Source organism: Adhaeribacter aquaticus DSM 16391 (assembly GCF_000473365.1).
Classification (GTDB): Bacteria; Bacteroidota; Bacteroidia; order Cytophagales; family Hymenobacteraceae; genus Adhaeribacter; species Adhaeribacter aquaticus.
In genome coordinates, this window is sequence record NZ_KI421517.1 from 2524289 (window position 1) to 2542662 (window position 18374).

General features: G+C 40.3%; 18 protein-coding genes. 12 read left to right on the forward strand and 6 right to left on the reverse strand.

Annotated elements, in window-relative coordinates:
* Window position 1: 1 nt before the first annotated feature.
* On the reverse strand, window positions 2-355 hold the full coding sequence (locus ADHAQ_RS0113210) for a hypothetical protein (protein WP_026463339.1): 354 nt from the start codon (window positions 353-355) through the stop codon (window positions 2-4).
* A 167-nt stretch (window positions 356-522) separates the two neighbouring features.
* Between ADHAQ_RS0113210 and ADHAQ_RS25635 the strand changes: the two genes are divergently transcribed.
* The 6 genes from ADHAQ_RS25635 to ADHAQ_RS27265 all read left to right on the forward strand — a co-directional run bounded on the left by ADHAQ_RS25635 (window position 523) and on the right by ADHAQ_RS27265 (window position 6483).
* The gene (locus tag ADHAQ_RS25635) at window positions 523-1443 is read left to right on the forward strand and encodes a DUF4380 domain-containing protein (RefSeq protein WP_051359907.1); all 921 of its coding nucleotides are present in this window, start codon (window positions 523-525) and stop codon (window positions 1441-1443) included.
* A gap of 157 nt (window positions 1444-1600) precedes the next feature.
* Window positions 1601-2515: a hypothetical protein gene (locus ADHAQ_RS25640; RefSeq protein WP_051359908.1), complete on the forward strand. Its 915-nt coding sequence runs from the start codon at window positions 1601-1603 to the stop codon at window positions 2513-2515.
* A 224-nt stretch (window positions 2516-2739) separates the two neighbouring features.
* Complete coding sequence (locus ADHAQ_RS0113225) at window positions 2740-3180, forward strand: hypothetical protein (RefSeq protein WP_169728000.1); 441 nt, start codon at window positions 2740-2742, stop codon at window positions 3178-3180.
* Window positions 3181-4069: 889 nt separating this feature from the next.
* Window positions 4070-4435, forward strand: coding sequence for a nuclear transport factor 2 family protein (locus ADHAQ_RS0113240; RefSeq protein WP_026463342.1), 366 nt, complete (start codon window positions 4070-4072; stop codon window positions 4433-4435).
* A gap of 169 nt (window positions 4436-4604) precedes the next feature.
* A complete protein-coding gene (locus tag ADHAQ_RS0113245; RefSeq protein WP_026463343.1) occupies window positions 4605-5024 on the forward strand; it encodes a PH domain-containing protein in 420 nt (139 codons plus the stop codon).
* Between the two features lie 181 nt (window positions 5025-5205).
* Window positions 5206-6483 (forward strand): 3-keto-disaccharide hydrolase, encoded by a 1278-nt coding sequence (locus ADHAQ_RS27265; protein WP_051359909.1) that lies wholly within the window; start codon window positions 5206-5208, stop codon window positions 6481-6483.
* A 178-nt stretch (window positions 6484-6661) separates the two neighbouring features.
* Here the strand turns inward: ADHAQ_RS27265 and uvrA are convergent, their stop codons facing one another.
* Window positions 6662-9469: an excinuclease ABC subunit UvrA gene (gene uvrA / locus ADHAQ_RS0113255; RefSeq protein WP_026463344.1), complete on the reverse strand. Its 2808-nt coding sequence runs from the start codon at window positions 9467-9469 to the stop codon at window positions 6662-6664.
* Window positions 9470-10025: 556 nt separating this feature from the next.
* Between uvrA and ADHAQ_RS27650 the strand changes: the two genes are divergently transcribed.
* Window positions 10026-10160 carry a 30S ribosomal protein THX gene (locus ADHAQ_RS27650; RefSeq protein WP_071781112.1) on the forward strand — a complete coding sequence of 45 codons (135 nt, stop codon included), beginning with the start codon at window positions 10026-10028 and terminating at the stop codon, window positions 10158-10160.
* A gap of 81 nt (window positions 10161-10241) precedes the next feature.
* On the opposite strand, the gene ADHAQ_RS0113265 is transcribed toward ADHAQ_RS27650, so the two are convergent.
* Entirely contained in the window at window positions 10242-11489 is a 1248-nt protein-coding gene (locus tag ADHAQ_RS0113265) for an MFS transporter (protein ID WP_051359910.1), read from the reverse strand.
* Window positions 11490-11858: 369 nt separating this feature from the next.
* On the opposite strand from ADHAQ_RS0113265, the gene ADHAQ_RS0113275 reads away from it, so the two are divergent.
* A complete protein-coding gene (locus tag ADHAQ_RS0113275; protein WP_026463347.1) occupies window positions 11859-12503 on the forward strand; it encodes a porin family protein in 645 nt (214 codons plus the stop codon).
* A gap of 177 nt (window positions 12504-12680) precedes the next feature.
* Here ADHAQ_RS0113275 and ADHAQ_RS0113280 read toward each other — a convergent pair whose 3' ends face one another.
* Entirely contained in the window at window positions 12681-13196 is a 516-nt protein-coding gene (locus ADHAQ_RS0113280) for an acyl-CoA thioesterase (RefSeq protein ID WP_026463348.1), read from the reverse strand.
* A gap of 58 nt (window positions 13197-13254) precedes the next feature.
* Window positions 13255-13515 (reverse strand): DUF4157 domain-containing protein, encoded by a 261-nt coding sequence (locus tag ADHAQ_RS0113285; protein ID WP_245590612.1) that lies wholly within the window; start codon window positions 13513-13515, stop codon window positions 13255-13257.
* Between the two features lie 341 nt (window positions 13516-13856).
* Here ADHAQ_RS0113285 and ADHAQ_RS0113290 point away from each other — a divergent pair, with 341 nt between their 5' ends.
* From ADHAQ_RS0113290 to ADHAQ_RS0113305, 4 genes are all read left to right on the forward strand, one after another.
* Entirely contained in the window at window positions 13857-14507 is a 651-nt protein-coding gene (locus ADHAQ_RS0113290) for a C40 family peptidase (RefSeq protein ID WP_026463350.1), read from the forward strand.
* A 256-nt stretch (window positions 14508-14763) separates the two neighbouring features.
* Window positions 14764-15591: a YkvA family protein gene (locus tag ADHAQ_RS25650; protein ID WP_034256809.1), complete on the forward strand. Its 828-nt coding sequence runs from the start codon at window positions 14764-14766 to the stop codon at window positions 15589-15591.
* Between the two features lie 75 nt (window positions 15592-15666).
* Window positions 15667-16434, forward strand: a complete 768-nt coding sequence (locus tag ADHAQ_RS0113300; RefSeq protein ID WP_245590613.1) for a M48 family metallopeptidase — start codon at window positions 15667-15669, stop codon at window positions 16432-16434.
* 70 nt (window positions 16435-16504) lie between these two features.
* Entirely contained in the window at window positions 16505-17065 is a 561-nt protein-coding gene (locus ADHAQ_RS0113305) for a hypothetical protein (RefSeq protein WP_026463352.1), read from the forward strand.
* A gap of 80 nt (window positions 17066-17145) precedes the next feature.
* On the opposite strand, the gene ADHAQ_RS0113310 is transcribed toward ADHAQ_RS0113305, so the two are convergent.
* Window positions 17146-18090 carry a hypothetical protein gene (locus ADHAQ_RS0113310; RefSeq protein WP_051359912.1) on the reverse strand — a complete coding sequence of 315 codons (945 nt, stop codon included), beginning with the start codon at window positions 18088-18090 and terminating at the stop codon, window positions 17146-17148.
* Window positions 18091-18374: the final 284 nt, after the last annotated feature.

The following is an 18374-nucleotide window of genomic DNA, read 5'->3' on the forward strand; positions in this document are numbered from 1 at the left end:
CTTAAACCGCCATGGCGTGCAAACATTCATAAATCAGGCTGTTCAGATCCAGCATCGCTTTGGCACCCTGTAATAATTCCCGAAAATTAAGTACATCTGTAAGCGTTAGGACAAAGCACCGCTCCGAACGCAACGGCATAACAATGGCAATATCGGTAGCACGCGTAGTGCTGTTAGCCATGCTTTGCACATCAATCGCTTCTACCTTTTGCTTTAACAGTAGAAAGTCTTCTACCTTAAAAGAGGTCTTGCCGCCGGCAAACTCTACCCAAAAGCAATTTCTTCCATTACATTGGTAAACGGCACCGTGTTCTGTCTTAAATATTTCAACGGGCTGACACAGGGAGTTTAGCATATAACCAGTTACGTAAGGTGGTTGATTGGTTAATCTGAGACAAAAGTAGGCACAATTTAGATTTAGTCCAAATAATTTAAAGAACTAACTTTATTTTACGTCCATCAAGAGGATAATTTCTATATTTAGGATCGAAAATCTAGACTTTTATCCACTACTATCTTACCATGAAAAATTTTTTAACCATTTCGGCTCTTTTCCTGGCCATTGGTTGCACCGCCCCAAAAAAAATTAGTCCGGCAGTTCCCGAAAATAAAGATGGCCGCTACAGCATTAAGGTACAAAACCAAACTTTAGAGTTTGACCCGGCCATAGGTGGCAGAATCACCGCCCTTAAACTAGATGAAGTTAATTTCTTTACGGACAATACTGTTAATCCTGGCAATTGGGGTTCCACGTTTTGGCCAAGCCCGCAAAGCAACTGGGGCTGGCCGCCTTTACCGGAGTTAGATAATAAACCTTACACGGCTACACTGGTAAATAACACTGTAAAAATGGTTAGCCAGAAAAACCCAAAAACAGGCTTGGTAATCACCAAAGAATTTTCGGGCGATAAAAAAGCTGGCTCTTTCCGTTTAAAATATACCCTTACAAACCAAGCCGATCAGGCCCAGAAAGTAGCGCCCTGGGAAGTAAGCCGCGTTAGAGGCAACGGCATCTCTTTTTACCCAACCGGCCAGGGCGAAAAAACCGGCGGACTGGTTTCTTCTACCTTGGATAAAAATGGCATAACCTGGTTTATTTATGATGCAGCAAAAATTCCGGACCGTAACCCCAAACTCTTTGCGGATGGAGCCGAGGGTTGGTTTGCCCAGGTAAACGATGGTTATATAATGGTAAAAAAATTCCCGGATATGCCCCTGGCAAGCAAAGCTCCCAACGAAGGAGAAATAGAGATTTATACCAGCCCGGCCGTACCAGGTAAAACTTATGTAGAAATTGAACAACAAGGACCTTATGTAGAGCTACAGCCTGGCGCCTCTACTACCTGGGAAATGACCTGGTTTTTACGAAAGTTACCTGCTAATATACAAGCAGAAGCTGGCAACCAGGCTTTAGTTGATTTTGCCCGGAAACTGGCAAAATAGTTTTAACCAAAAAAATTTAAAAATAAAGCTAGCCTGAACCGCTAGCTTTATTTTTTCAGACCCTTTCTTACTACTTTAAGGCAAATGCAATAGGGTGTAATAGAAGAAAATAATATATTTATATATCGAGTCCATAAACCAAGTCCACCACACTAGTATGAAGAAGTTTTTGATTGTACCCGCATTATTCTTAGCTTTTATTTCTCAGGCTCAAAATTCTGCCAATAGAAATGCGCTACTGGAGCGAAAGAATGGCCTTTATAGTATAGTGTTACAAAACCAGGTTTTGGAAATCGATCCGGAGCAAGGAGGCCGCATTACGGCTTTAAAACTGGATGGTAAAAATTTCTTAACCAGCAAAGACGTACACCCCGCCTATTGGGGATCCAGCTTTTGGCCAAGCCCCCAAAGTGTCTGGAAAAACCCGGCTGTGCTGGAAGTAGACCAGAAACCTTATACTGTTTCGGTAGAGAACAATGTACTTAAAATGACTAGCCCAAAAGACTCTAATTTGGGCTATGTTTTCACCAAACAAATTTCCGGCGATGCCCGGAAAGGCACCTATACTATTAAATATGTAATCAGTAATGAATCTGGAAAGGTGCAGCAGGTAGCGCCCTGGGAAGTGACGCGGGTGCACCCCAATGGGATAGCTTTTTACCCGAAAGGCACCGGTGAGCGTTGGGGCAACATGGCTGGCCTGGCCGAGGACAAGGACGGCATTACCTGGTTTAATTATCCGGCCGACAAAATTACCCGCAGTACTACCAAATTCTTTTCGGATGGTGCCGAAGGCTGGGTAGCCCAGTTAAACGGCGATATATTATTTGTAAAGAAGTTTCCGGAGATTGCTGCAACCAAAGCGGCTCCCGGCGAGGCCGAAGTAGAGATTTATGCCAACCCGGATAAATTGTATGTAGAAGTAGAAAATCAGGGAGAATATGTGGAGCTGCAGCCCGGTGCATCCACTGCCTGGGAAGTAACCTGGTATTTACGTAAACTTCCGCCTTCTATTAAACCAGAAGCTGGCAACCCGGCATTAACGGCTTTTGTGCGAAATTTAATAAAATAAGGTCTCTAAAAGTCTATTCATAAGGGCCACTCCTAAAGACGTAATAACCGGAACCAGTTCCGTTTAGCCAACTACTTTTGGGTGTATAACTGGAACGCATTCCGTTTAGCTACGAGTTGTGGGTAATGTAAGACAGAGAAATTAGCAAAGATGGCTAAAGCATGTAACCTATTAAGCTAATAAGGAATCATATAAATATAACCTCCACTAGAAAACCTGCCGATATGCAACACAATTTTCACAATACCCTTTTAGTTAGCTTAATCATGTTTTTTTCAATATTGGTTGCAGGTTGTGAAAAAGAAGATGTAGACCCAATTACCAGTTTAAAAGGCAAATGTTTGCAAGGAAGATTGATTACCTCTTACCGCTGTACTTCTGCCATATATGTACAACTACTTAATGCTAAAACTGGCACTACGTCTACTTACGAAGGCAAAGAATATAAAAATGTTATCCTGTTAAGTAACCTTCCTAAAAGTCTTGACTTTGGTGCTGATTACAGCAAGCCTTTTTATTTTACAATAGATACCACTAAAGATTTTAATAGCTGTACCGAATTTTACCATTGCACAATGATTATAGATAGAGAAGAGCCATCCCCTGTGTCTATAAAAGTTTGCGGAAAGACCTTTTCAACTTCTGGATGCCCAAAAGCTGAGTAAAATAAATTTTACCTATTGTTAAAGGTTCAGAAGCAGAAGTAATCGGATGCAAACAAAAAAATACAAATACAACCCACACCCAAATGCATAAGTAACCCTTGCTATCGCTAATGCTCCTTATGCATACGGGCGTTAGTGGCAATAAATTAATATGATAAAAAAGCTGCGGCGGTAATTTTATAACAGGCAATTCCCACTTGGTATTTTCATTTTTGAATAAGCAGGAGAAAAAGTTAGAGTACCATCAATATTTCAGAATGTCGTTGCCTAAGCAATTCGCCAAAGAAGAAATCAATTATTTGAAAACAAAAAATGAGATTAAAAAAATCGAAGGGTTATATATTATTCCGAAGTTGAACAAGTAGAGTGTTTACAAAAGACTTTCCCTCCGTTAAAAGAAAACTATTAATCAAACCTGGTGAAACTGTGTGAAATACCTATAGAAAAAATCGTGCTTCTCAAAAAAAGTAAATAGCGCTAACTTAGTTAATTTTTGACATCATCATGAAAAATAAGAGAACCGTAAACTTCATTTTCTTAATTATAGCAATCATTTTAGGATCTACATTGATTAAACAGTTTGATTTTGAAACCTTGAAATTTGAACACACAGGTTTAGCCATAGTTTATATTGTCGTCTTTCTTTTTTCAATTTTTATTATAGTTAAAGACTACAAAAAATCTCCTGAGAAATAAAAACTGCCACTTACCCTGCATACCAGCCATGCTTTTATTTACCCGCCTCAGAAACTACTCAGGTGAAAGAATAATTTGTCTACTTTAGAAACCTCATTGCAAACATACGGCACTTGCTGGTATGCGATAACGTTAGCGGCCATTGTAGAGCTACCTCGATACTTAAGTCCACAACCTAATTCCAAAATAAATTATGACACAGGAGGAACAAATAATTGATTGTGAAAATAGACTTTTAGACGCTATGAAAAATGGTGATATAAAAACTCTTGACGAACTTTTGCATGATAGCTTAATTTTCAATATTCCAACAGGTCAAACAATAACAAAAGAAATGGATATCGAAAATTATCGTTCAGGAATCATGACTGTTAAGGACATTTCAACAACTGACCAAATGATAAAAACCATTGAAAACATATCTACTGTTGTAGTTACTATTCATTTAAAAGCAAAGTATGCTGACCAAATAATAGATGGAAAATTTAGGTACTTACGGGTATGGCAACTATTCAACAATTCGTGGCAAATAATTGCAGGAAGCGGATTCCAAATTTAATAACTGAAATAGAAAAAACGAAACGCTAACAGCATATATACCTTACTGTGGCAGGCATTATAAATTAGGCTTTATTATCCTACTCCGGCCTTGGGGAATAATGAGCTACTTTAAAATTCCCCACCGAAGGCATATACTTAATGGTATCCAAGTTGTAAAGGATAATAAAATGAGAGTTTACAAAGCAAATAGAAAAGGTCCAATCATATATCTGATAGTAGCATTTGCGGTTTTTACAGGTATTATTTTCTTACTTGCACATGAATCATTCAAGGATAAACCTCTTGCTTTTATAATTTTATTGATTCCAACTGCTTTATTATTGTGGATCTATTTTGATACATTTTACGCAATAGCAAATCAAACCCTTAAATACCGATCAGCATTTCTAAGTGGTGAAATTCGAATAGGTGAAATCAGAGAAATTGTTAAAGGTAAAACATTGTGGGTTGGCATTAAGCCAGCTTTGGCTAAAAATGGATTGATTATAAAATACAACAAATTTGATGAAATTTATATTGCCCCAGAAAATAACGATGAAATGATTATAGACTTACTTAAAATAAATCATAAGATAAATATAATCTAATAAGTCAGCATACATTTGGCCCGTTGTACAAACAATAGGTACCTATTTTTAATTATATTATTAAAAAAGAGAACGGACAGTAACTATTGGATTTCCTTTCTGAAGGAAAATTGCACGTAGTTCTCTTTATTTCTATACTTAGAAAGTTGAATAAAATTAGTATACATGTAAATAAAAATAAATGAAAAAATTATCTGGCCTGCTAACCCTACTTGCCCTGTTTATGCTGGCCTTCAAACCTGCTGATTACAAAACGGTTTCCAACCCCTCTTATGACGATGGCTGGGTGGAACTTATTAATGGAAAAGATTTTACCGGATGGAAAGCTACCCAAAATACTTCTACCTGGTCAATAAAAGACGGTCTTTTCCAGGCCGACGGAAAAGTTTCGCATCTTTTTTATGAGGGCGAACACCTGAAGGACGGTTTCAAAAATTTTGAACTGGAAGTGCAGGTAAAAACTTATAAGCTGGCGAATACAGGCATCTATTTTCATACCAGGTACCAGGAAAAAGGCTGGCCCAATAACGGTATGGAAATACAGGTAAACAATACCCACATTGGGGAAGGCAATTACATTGAACTCAAAAAAACCGCCAGTCTCTATGGGGTCCGGAATGTATATAAAGCTTTTGGCCAGGATGGTGAATGGATGACGGTAAAAGCCCGTGTAGAAAACAACCGGGTCCAAATTTGGCTTAATGGCATGAAAACAGTGGACTATCTGCAGCCTGAAAAAACTTTTGCGGCGGTAAAACGCCTGGGAAAAGGAACGTTCGCGCTGCAAGGTCATGACAGTTTGAGTAAAATGCAGTATAAAAGTTTCCGGGTGCGCCGCCTGCCGGACGATGCCCGTTCGGGCCTGACTGCGCCTAAATTGGGTGCTTGGCACGACAGCCTCGTGGTGCTGCAAGGTCGTCAGTTTGCTTTTATTGATTTAAATCCAAAGACTACTTTATCAGCAAAAGAATTGGCCGGCTACTTTTATACTACCGGCATCAATGTTTCATTGGTAAAAAGCCCGACAACTACCAAAGAACTTGCAACCGCTAAGAATCTCCCTCTTTTTACCGGCATTAAAGTGAATGCCATAAACCAGGCAACGGCTCAGGCATCAGCCGCAGACTATATTGTAGGCGAAAGCATTGATGTAAAAACTGCGCAGGCATTGCTTCGTGGAAATAAAATAAATATCTGGTCTGATAAGGGCAGAACACTGGACAACCGGATGGCCGCCGAACTTTTAGACCTGGCAAAGCAAAACAATATTGCTATAGAAATTGACAATGTGAGCAATAGTCCGTCGGTGGAAGTTATCAAAATGGCAAAAGCCAAAGGCTGCAAATTTACCTTCGCGGGCCTGGTACCTGCATCCAACATGCAAAAATCAATGTATGTGATGGAGGCTATAAAAGCGGCAAAACTTACATATAAAGACCTTTATATTCCGAAATGGTAATACTATTTACCCCGGTTTTATTTGAAGTTTAATGGTTAAGGTAAGTTTATGAAATTCATAAACTATCCAATTGCTGAAAATCACTCTTAGATGGCCGTTAAAGTAAATAAAAAATAAAAGCCTCATCCTTAAACAGGATGAGACTTTTATTTTAAACTTAAAAAATCAGAACTCTTAGCTACACCAACTTCTCCTTTAAATAAGCAGCGGTAGCGTTATTCTCCAGTTTTACCATTTCTTCCGGGGTACCTTCAAATAATAAATGACCACCGTTTATTCCCCCTTCCGGGCCCATATCTATAATCCAATCGGCGCATTTTACAATATCCATGTTGTGTTCAATAATAATGACCGAATTCCCTTTCTCGATCAAGGCATTAATAGCCGTTAGTAGTTTACTGATATCATGGAAATGCAAACCCGTGGAAGGTTCGTCAAAAATAAACAAGATGTTTTCGGAATGAGCAGTAGCCCCTTTGGTTAGGAAAGACGCTAATTTTACCCGTTGGGCTTCTCCCCCACTCAGCGTGTTAGACGATTGGCCTAACCGGATATAACCCAGACCCACATCATCCAATGGCTTTAACTTCTCTACTACCTTCGGCTGATCACAGAAGAAACCAATGCTATCAGCAATGGTCATATCCAATACATCGGCAATACTTTTCTCTTTAAACTTAATGTCCAGAATATCTTGTTTAAACTTCTGGCCATTGCAGCTCTCACAGGTTAGGTAAATATCGGCCATAAACTGCATCTCAATTTTTACCTGTCCTTCTCCCTGGCAAACGTCACAACGGCCACCTTCAATATTAAAGGAAAAATGAGAGGGTTTAAAGGCCCGTGCTTTGGCTAACGGCTGATCGGCAAATAAAGCCCGGATAGAATCGTAAGCCTTCACGTATGTTACCGGATTGGAACGCGATGATTTACCAATCGGATTCTGGTCCACAAATTCTACGTGAGCAACCTTAGTATAATCGCCTTGCAACTTATCAAACTTACCGGTTGCATCTGCATGCCCACCTAAGGCTTTAGCTAAAGACGGATGTAATATTTTTTTAATAAGTGTGGATTTGCCTGATCCGCTTACGCCGGTTATTACCGTCATTACATCCAGCGGAAACTTTACCGTTACGTTTTTCAGGTTATTTTCGCGGGCCCCTACAATTTCAATAGCATTGCGCCACTGCCTCCGGCGAGCGGGCACCGGCACCTCCAGCTTACCACTTAAATATTTTCCGGTATAGGTATCTTCCGATTTTAACATATCCTGATACGTACCCTGGAACATTAGATTTCCTCCACCCGATCCGGCTTCCGGACCTATATCAATAATCTGATCGGCAATTTCCATCATTTTTTCTTCGTGCTCCACCACAATTACGGTATTGCCCATTTGCTGCAGCGAGCGTAATACCCCAATTAATTGCTCCGCATCTTTCGGGTGCAAACCAATACTAGGTTCGTCCAGAATATACATAGAGCCAACCAAAGCACTACCCAAAGAAGTAGCCAGGTTAATGCGCTGCGATTCGCCGCCCGACAAGGTAGAAGAAAGCCGGTTTAGCGTTAAGTAACCCAAACCTACCCGCACTAAATAACTTAACCGGTTAGCAACTTCAATCGCTAACCGATCGGCTACAGCCATATCGTGCGCATCCAGCTGCAATTGCCTGAAAAACTCCAGCACGCCCGTTACCGGCAATAACAACAGATCAGTAATGCTTTTCCCGTCTACTTTTACATAAGAAGCATCCTTTCGCAAGCGGGTTCCCCGGCAATCGGGACAGGTAGTACGTCCGCGGTACCTGGAAAGCATTACCCGGTACTGGATTTTATGAGATTGGGTTTGAATATGATCAAAGAACGCATTCAAACCATCAAAGTATTTATTACCGGTCCAAAGCAATTGCTGCTGCTCCGGCGTTAATTCATTGTAAGGCCTATGAATGGGGAAGTCGAACCGGATGCCGTTTTTAATAAGTGGCCGTTGCCATTCGCTTTGTTTTTCGGTACGCCACGGCGCAATTGCTCCTTCGTAAACCGACAGCGTTTTGTCCGGAATTACCAAATCTTCGTCGATGCCCAATACCGTACCAAAGCCTTCGCAACGCTGGCAGGCACCATAAGGGTTGTTAAAGCTGAAGAAGTTTACGTTAGGCTCCTCGAAAACCATTCCATCTAACTCAAAGCGGTCGGAGAACACCCGCGTTTCTGAACCCAGGTAAATATGGCATTCGCCGTGCCCTTCAAAAAAGGCAGTTTGCACCGAGTCAGAAATCCGGAACTGCAAGTCCTCATCATCCTTCCGAACCACGGCTCTATCTATCAGAATAAAAACCTGACCCGTAATATCAGCGGCACCGGCAGTTAGCAGGTCTTCTATAAATAAAGTCTGGTCGTCTGCATAAATACGGGAATACCCTTTCTGCAATAACAGATCTAACTCCTTAACTAAAGGGCGGTCGCCATCGGTTTGGAGCGGAGCCAGTATCATGACCTTGGTACCGTCTTCCAGCTTAAAAACAAAATCTACTACATCCGAAACCGTATCTTTTTTCACCTGATTACCAGAAACCGGGGAAATGGTTCTTCCGATCCGGGCAAAAAGTAATTTCAGGTAATCATAAATTTCGGTGCTGGTTCCTACGGTAGAGCGGTTATTTTTAATACTAACTTTTTGTTCAATGGCAATAGCCGGACTAATCCCTTTAATGTAATCTACATCGGGTTTGTCCATGCGGCCTAGGAACTGCCGGGCGTAGGAACTTAAGCTTTCCACGTACATCCGTTGGCCTTCGGCATAAAGCGTATCAAAAGCAAGCGAAGACTTACCTGAACCGGAAAGGCCGGTAACTACAATAAATTTATTGCGCGGCAGCGCTACGCTTAAGTTTTTAAGATTATGTACCCGCGCTCCTTTGATGATAATAAATTCCTTAGAATCGAGGGTATCTATATTTTGATCTGTATGTTGGGTCATGAGCTGTTTTGGTCTGAAACCATTCTAGTAATAACACCATTCCGGACAAAAAGATTATTCTTTACTTAAACTTTTTGCACGTTTGGTAGCCTTCCGCTTATGTATACGTTTTACCTAAAAGAGCAGGCTCCTAGTTTAAACCACTTGCTGTAACACATTCTGGCCTACTTACTACTCTTTCAGATAAAGCTCACAAATTTACAGATAATTTCAGGTGTAGGGTAAAAATAAAAAGCACTTCCCTGGAGAAGTGCTTCTGAAGTCTATCCTAAAAGTGATTGGCCGCCCACCACCAATTTCTCTGCCCCTTGTAAGGCTGCTCTTTTATGGACTAATTAGAGCTACACTACTTAAACTTAATCTAAAACTGTGCCAAATTACTTTGACATTTATCCTATACGCAAACTTGACAGCTTAGGTATTAGATTTAGGACTTTCCTACCGACAGCACCACTACTTTGGAGCTAATAATTTCGAGAAAAGAAAGGGACAACTATCTTTGTAACTGTATTTTATCAGAACCGTTAATTTTTTATTCACGCTTAAATTGAAGACTATGGGTAAAGGAGACGTAAAATCTAAAAAAGGTAAAATTGCCAAGGGTAGTTTCGGTAACAGCCGTAAACGCAGATCAAAAAAGAATAATACTACTAAAAACCAGGCACCTGCTGCACCTGCAGCAGCTAAATAAACTGGCTGGAGTTTAAAATAAAATCCCGTTTTAGCTAAAACGGGATTTTTCATTTTTAAAAAATAATAATGGTTAAAACAGTTAAAGTTGAAGCTTACGTAATTTGTCTGCTTTTAAAGCGGTAACACCAACCACAATTAAAGTCATACAACCCCCAAAAATAACCGAAGCCGCAGTACCCAATAATTTTGCGGTTGCCCCCGATTCGAAAGCACCAATTTCATTAGAAGAACCCACGAAAATATTATTAACCGAAGAAACCCGTCCCTTCATGTGTTCGGGAGTCAGGGTTTGCATTAAGGTTTGCCGGATGATAACGCTTATACTATCAAAGGCACCACTTAAGGCCAACAAAAGCAACGAAAACCAAAAGCTGGTCGAAAGCCCAAATAATACCATACAGATTCCAAATCCGGCTACACAGTAAAGCATTCTTTTTCCGGCATCCTTCCGCATAGGAAAGTGGGTAAAATATACCGCCATCAGCACCGAACCAATGGCAGGCGCAGCCCGCAAAAAGCCAAGTCCTTGTGGGCCGGTATGCAAAATATCAGAAGCAAAAATAGGCAACAAGGCTACTGCGCCGCCAAACAAAACGGCAAATAAATCCAAAGTGATAGCACTTAATATTACCTGGTTACCAAAAACAAACCGCAGTCCGGAAAGCAGACTTTCTTTAATAGATATCTGTTCGGTGGTGGGAGGCAGCGGTTTAGCGCTGATAAGTAAAAAGAATATAGTAGCCAGGAAGGTTAAAAATACATCTACCCCATAAGAAGCTGTTATGCCCCAAAAGCCATAGAGTAATCCACCAATTGCGGGGCCTGCTACCGCAGCTCCCTGCCAGGTAGTTGTTGTCCAGCTAACGGCATTGGTATATAATTCGCGGTTGTTTATAATCTGGGGCATAAACGAAAATATAGCCGGACCTATGAAGCCACGGGCTATACCGCTTAAAAATATAACGGCATATATAGGGAATACGCCCTGCTCTTCCAAAATAGTGGTGGCATCTAACGTAAACAGCAGCAAGGCCACCGAACAAACCAGCAATACAAGAACACAGGAAATTATTATTTTCTTGCGGCTGGTGTTATCCGCTACATGGCCGGCATACAAAGCCACCACAATAGAAGGAATAGCTTCGGCCAAACCTATTAATCCTAAAGAAAGCGGATCTTTTGTTATATCGTAAATCTGCCAGCCTACAATTACGCCCTGTATTTGCAGCGCCAGCGTCATGCACAAGCGGGCAGATATAAACAGCCTGAATTCGGGAATTTTTAAAACAGCATAAGGATCGTGAATGGGTGCAGCTTTGCTCTCCATGAAAAGTAAATTTAAGCTAACAAAACTACGGATTAAGATTAAAAGTTACGTCCTATTTAAGGAAACAAGTTCTTTATACCCGAGTTGCCGGCAGCAAGAGCAGCCACTCAATTTTATTAAAGAACGTAAGTTCTCCCAGCTGCTAAGCTTTTTTATAAGTTATTGATTTAAAACATTTCCTGAAAACAAAATGAGTAAAAGCCTAAAAATAAAGGCAACTTGCTGGTTTATTAATATCTCCCTGTAAAAGAACAGCGATTAAAAAAATGCAATTTATTTGCTTGAAACTTTATGGCACTTGTGTAGTATAAAAAATACTTTCTGCTCAAGCAGGAGGTATAACGACCTAAATCTAACTTACATAATACTATGAAAAGAATTTTATTACTAACCATACTTTTATTTTGCGGCTTTATCAGCTTTTCGCAAAGGCGGGTTACCACTACTGCCCCCGTAAACCACAACCTGGAAGGCGAAGGTAGCAGCGCGCCCCGCAATGCCGGGTTTGGTATTAAGGGCGGTTTAAATTTTGCCAACATTCACGGCGACCATACCGGAGCCTATCCTGAGTTAGACGGCTTCACCAGTTTTCATTTTGGAACTTTTGCTCAGTTTAGCCTGGGCAGTGCGTTTTCCTTACAACCCGAAGTTCTTTATTCCCAGCAGGGTTTTAAAACAAACAACATGCTAAACCGGCTGGATTATATAAATGTGCCTTTATTATTAGGTTTCCGGGTATTGGATAATATTACCATCCAGGCCGGTCCCCAGGCTTCTTTGCTCTTAACAGCAAAACAAGGCAGTACCGAAATTAACAAACAGCCACATTATAACAGTTTTGATTACGGATTAGCAGGTGGCATAGAAGGTCGACTAGCTATGTTTCGGCTAGGGGCTCGTTATAACCACAGCATAGGCGATGTGTTTAAAGATGGTCACCGGGTAGGTAATACACCAGTAACCAACATCAGAAATAATGTTTTTCAAGTTTACCTGGGTCTTGGCTTTCATTAATAAGCTTTAATTCTGTAAATAAGAAAGGCTGCACCAAAATGCAGCCTTTCTTATTTACCGGTTTATATTGCTGTATGAGCAAGGGCTCATTTGTTAAATAGGCTCCCAGTTATACCTCCGGGGTAGTAAAGTTTCTATTTTGTTTCCTGATAAGAAAAATCACCGGACAATCTGTGGCTAAGACTTTTTAACCTGATGCTTTACCTCCTTAACTCTTTCATAAAAACCATCCGGTTCATACATCACATCTCCCACATCCAGCTCATCTAATAAATCCATCAGCGTATCAGGGTGGTCGGTTGTTTTACCAGTTTCCAGATTCACAAAGCGCATAGTAGTCCAGAGCAGGGCCTTTAGTAAATTTCGCTCCTGGTTTAACATCGTCGCTTCAATTACCAGCGATGAATTATCAAAATGAATTATTTTGGTTTGCACCACTACCTGTTCACCCACCGCAGCAGGTCGCACATAAGCTATATGATGATTGGTTACAACCCAGCTCGCTTTCTGCTCCCGGGCTAGCGTCATTAGGTTTAAATCATAATAAGTTTGCGTATGTTCTTCCCGGGCATTTAAAAAATAATCCAGATAACGCACATTGTTCAGGTGCCCCTGGGGGTCACAATCCTGGACCTTAATAAATACAGTACTTTCGGGCGTTCGGGGAAGTGAGTTAGAGTAGTTTTCTGCCATGTTATTAGTGCCTCAGCGGTAAAATATTAGGATTAAAATATATACCTGCTCGCTTCACTTACGTTAAATTTCGCCATTCTTGAGCTGCTTTGGTTCCGGCTTGCCTGGCTTCTACTTCGTATTTGTTGTTGTAATAGCCATTTCTATAAGATTCCAGCAAGTATAACCATAAGAATTTAAAGTACCCATTTTCCTTAAACTGCTGAACATGACACAGTTCGTGCGCTACCCAAGAGTGATCCTGAAGAAATTCTTCTTTTTTCACCCCACTCAAATGAATGGTTTTGCCCAGAACCATGGCTACGTTAGAAGTTTTCAAAATGATACGAGCTAGCCTTGCAAAAAAAGAATTTTCTTTAACCTTTAACTTAAGGTTTTCTAAATCTTCCATCCTTCTAGTAATCAATACAATAACTCCACTTACTTAAACCATACATAAAACCGCCAAATATGAATTTTACAGGATTTTAAAAAAAATAATTAAAATTTGTAACCTTTTATATTTGGCACTTATTTTAGTTTTGCCTAACTTCATCATTAGAAAAAGACAACAAACCTCTTTTTTCGGAGAAATAAAATTAAGTTTCACCTAAAAAACTATCAACAGAACAGGGATTTAACTCCAAAATAACCCTTAAGGTTACTTTATTAAGTTAAGTCGTGAAAAAGGAACACTTCATGAAAAATAGTATTTTATGTAGCTTAGCAGTTGTATCTTTAGCTTTATCTTTCTTTTTCGAAAGAACCCCAACTGCCCCAACAAAAGCTAATGCCGCTCACATTCAAACCGCCTCTTTATTCCCTACCGAAGAAACAACCTTTATTAAAGATATTAAAGAAGAAACTGCCCCGGTTTCTAACCCAGCTAAAAACCCCTCCTTCAAAGATTCTCTTCGGTATAACTATTACGCGCAAACTTTAGGTTTACGGGTTAATTATACTGAGAATACTGAGTTACTGGAAACCGTTTCTGATTGGATTGGTACTCCTTACCGGAGCGGGTCAAACACCAAAAGAGGCACCGATTGTTCAGGTTTTGTAACCCGGGTATACAAAGAAGTTTATGGTATAGATTTAAGCCGTAGCTCCCGGTCTATGTTTCATGATGTAAAACACATCAGCAAACGCGAGGTGAAAGAAGGCGACCTGGTTTTCTTCCGGAGAGGACCTAAGCAACCTATTTATCACGTAGGTATTTATTTAAAGAATGGCAAATTTGTGCATTCTGCCTCCAACGGAGGAGTTCGTATTAGCTCACTTAAAGATGCCTACTACAGCCGGAACTATTATGCTGCCGGTCGGGTAATTTAGAATTTGTACAAACCATAAAAAAAGCCTGCTTGCTAAAACAAGCAGGCTTTTTTTATTTCTAAGGAATGCCTATATAGCACATCTTTCTGGAAAACTAACGCGTAAAAAGAGATTCACAAACGCAAATAATTAAGGCATTACAAAGTATATAAAAAAATATATACTTTCCTTCAAACGTTATGTAACTAATTATGAAATAGCTATAGTTTTGCAGTGATAGTTACGCAATCAGGAGAAAGAAGTAGAAATTAACATTATGGAAAATCAAACTAATAAAGGCCGCAACATAGCCGAGTCGGGTATATTTAAAAAGTTCATGAACCAGGCCCAGGATTACATGAAAAAACCCCTCCGGGTAAAGGAGTTACTCCACGACGCCTATACAAAAGCTAGTGAGAAAAAAGACGTAGGTGCTATTGCCCAGGAAGTGTGGGATAGCCTGCAAACGTTAACCCGGATGATAAAAGCAGCCGTAACCGGTGAATACACTGGTATTCCTACCTCAACCATTGTAGGTGGTATAGCCGTTTTAATTTATTTTTTAACACCAATTGATTTTGTTCCGGATTTTATACCTGTAATTGGTTTATTAGATGACGTAGCCTTACTGGCCTGGTTTATGACCAGTATTAAGCACGAGCTGGATAAATTCGCCGAATGGGAAAAAGGCAATCAGGCTACCCAGGCAGCAGAACCTGGCGGAGTTGGTTTAGCAGCTACGCCCATTACTACTAATAAAGCGGATAACGAAGCCACTGCCAAACCCACTACCTCAGGCGCCTCCGATCCGGCCGCTACAACACCTAAGTATGAAGCGTATGAGAATCGGGACCCAAACATGCCCCCTACGCAGCCAGGCACTACTCCTACCAGGCAGGTGCCTTTATCTAAACCGGACGAGAAACCCGTAATTAAGGATTTTACGGCACATGATTTAGATACCTCCCAAACCCCAAATGATTCTGCCATACGGGCTGCTTCGTCGGGTTCTGGCGAGCCAAACGTACGGGCCGCTACTACCGACAGCACCCGCATCCCAAGCTCTAACAGCAGTGATGCCCGGACAGGCGGAAATGTTCGGTAAGGAAATTATTTTCATCCATAAGGGCCGGATTTATTTATAAGTCCGGCCTCTTTTTTTGCGCCTAATTGTTTACTTTTGGGAATAATTCAGCAGGTATCCGTGGCGCGCTCTTCCTCCCCTTTATTACAATCACTACAAATTCATTTAGAAGGTATTGGGCCGGTATTGCTTCAAAGAAGCACTAAAGCAAAACGAATCAGCATCCGGTTGCAGCCCTTAAAAGGAGTACGCGTATTGGTACCCTCCCGGGCCAGCTTTGAGGAAGCGCAGCAATTCTTACAGTCTAAACTGGATTGGGTTAAACAACACTTACCTAAAATAGAAAAGCAGGAAAACAACCGCACTATTTACGATCACCAAACCATATTTTATACATTTACCCACCAGCTCTACCTGCAACCCCATGATAAGTCCACGCTTAAAGCAAATATCCGGCAAGGAAAACTTTTAGTGCATTACCCGGCTTACCGGAATGTACAGGACCAGGATATCCAAGACTATATCCGCAAAGCCATTGAAGAAACCTACCGCCTGGAGGCCAAGCAATATTTACCTCAGCGGGTGCATTGTTTTGCCCAGCAGTTTGGCTTCAGTTATAATAAGGTTACAATTAAAAAAGCGGGCACCCGCTGGGGCAGTTGTTCTTACCAGAATAATATAAACCTGAACTTACACTTAATGCGCTTACCGCAGCACCTGCGCGATTACGTAATTCTGCATGAACTGGCACATACTGTAGAGAAAAACCACGGGCCGAAATTCTGGGCTTTACTGGATAAAATCAGCGGCAATGCACAAGGCTTAGATAAAGAAATGAGAAACTACCGGATAGAAATATTTTAAAGGTTTTAATCCTGTATTTCCTAAGAAAAAGCCAGCACCCCCTTCCCCAAATTACGTATGTAAGATTTTTATGCCTAAGTACTTACATCTAATATTTATACTGATTTTATGCTTAGATTGCTCCTGCCGGGAGTACAGGAAAGAAGCAGCCTATTTCCAGAACAAACCCAAAAAGGTTATTTCTATTCCCGATACGATTACCATTGAAGACCAGATCGCCCATCAACCTTTTTTAACTGATACTATTTCGCTGGAGGCCATCCGGTTGCTTTTTGGAGACAACATTAAAATAAAAAGACAGCCCATCAAAAACCAGTATGTAAAAGGTCAGATTGATACCTTAATAACCTTTTACAAAGGACAATCTTCCATTACTATGTATTTGGTGAGCAAAGAAAAAAAGTGCTTTTATAAGAGTGCTGACATTAAAGATAATTACCCCATTTTTCAGCAATCGATACAGGTAGGGAAAAGCAAAAAAGAAATTCAGCAGGCTTTTCCTATCCTGGCCAAATACAAAATTTTACCTGATTACATCGAAATAGCTACCGGAGAAGGAACAGATTACCTGTATTTAATCTTTAGCCAGGACACCCTGAAACGGGTAGAATACAAACCTTATCTGGAGTAACAAAAAAGTACAAGCCGCAATTCTATAAACTTTTATATCTTATAACATACAGCTGTTATATATAAATAATACTTAAATTTTTAAAATTTAAAGCCTAAGGACAAACCACTTCTTATCCCCGCCCATGGCCCTTTCAGGATTACAGAAGCATTATTAGCATTTACTGTAACCGTTTTAGTTACAAAAGGAATATCCAGGTTTTCTAATTCTTCCCTTAGGTCTTCCTGCTCATCAGGCGTTAAAATCTTGTCTGAAACGGCATTAAGATTTCCATTCGCCGATCCTCCATGAGCACCCACTATCCACCAATCCAGGCAAACGTATTTCCCAAGCGAAAACTGAGCACCCATTAACAATCCAGCTGTTTTACCAGTAAGTTTACCCGCCAGCGTTACCGACTCCTCTATCCCGTCTTCATTTTCGTAAGTATAAATTAAGTCTTCGGTGGCAAAAGTAGCTTGCCGGTAAAATGGAGCTAAGTAAAACCCACGGCCGTACCCTTTTTTACCTACATATAATCTAATCTCTGGCGTAAAGGCGGTGCCTTTTAATTTAAGATCACTTAACCCAGAAGGTATCTGATCCGCTAATACATCTTTTAAAGGTAATTCACCACTCGGCATTTTCCGATAAGAAAATGCTACAGAAAACCGCTTTGTTAATACCCGCTCATATTGAAAAGAATAATTTCTTAAAGCAATTCCAGGCAGGTTAATTTTAAATAAATTACGTTGTATGTTATCGTTTTTTTTAATACTAGTTGCCAAAGGCTGCGGTGTTGCTGATTGAATAATTGTTGGCTCCTGATTTGTAAATGGAGTTTGATTTGTAGCTGATGTTGGTGTAACAGGCTCCTGAGCAGAAACTGAAGCTAGCTTTTCCTGACTAGAACCAGGGGCTGGAGATAAGGGCATTAAAGCAAGCGCTGGTGATTTAGTTGTATCCGTAACAACACCTTGCCCAACTACCTGAAGAGAGGATAGCAGGAAAACAGCACCGAAAAGAGAAAGAAAAGGAGTTTTCATGATAGTAAGGGCAAGGCTCAAAAAATAAAGAAAACAAAATTCAAAATATAATATACTTGAGGATTATTTTAAGTCAGCAGATGGAGACAGCTACATTTTAAGTTATCATTACAAATTACAATTAATAATTCACAATCAGCTCACACTAACCAGCTTAAGCCATTAATTAAGTTACGTTAATATTACTTTCTTGCCTTACTAAAGCACAATAATTTTTCCACTATTTACATTGAGCTTACTTCTGAGCTCTGACTAATATTCTATTTTTTAACTCTTTTTAGTTA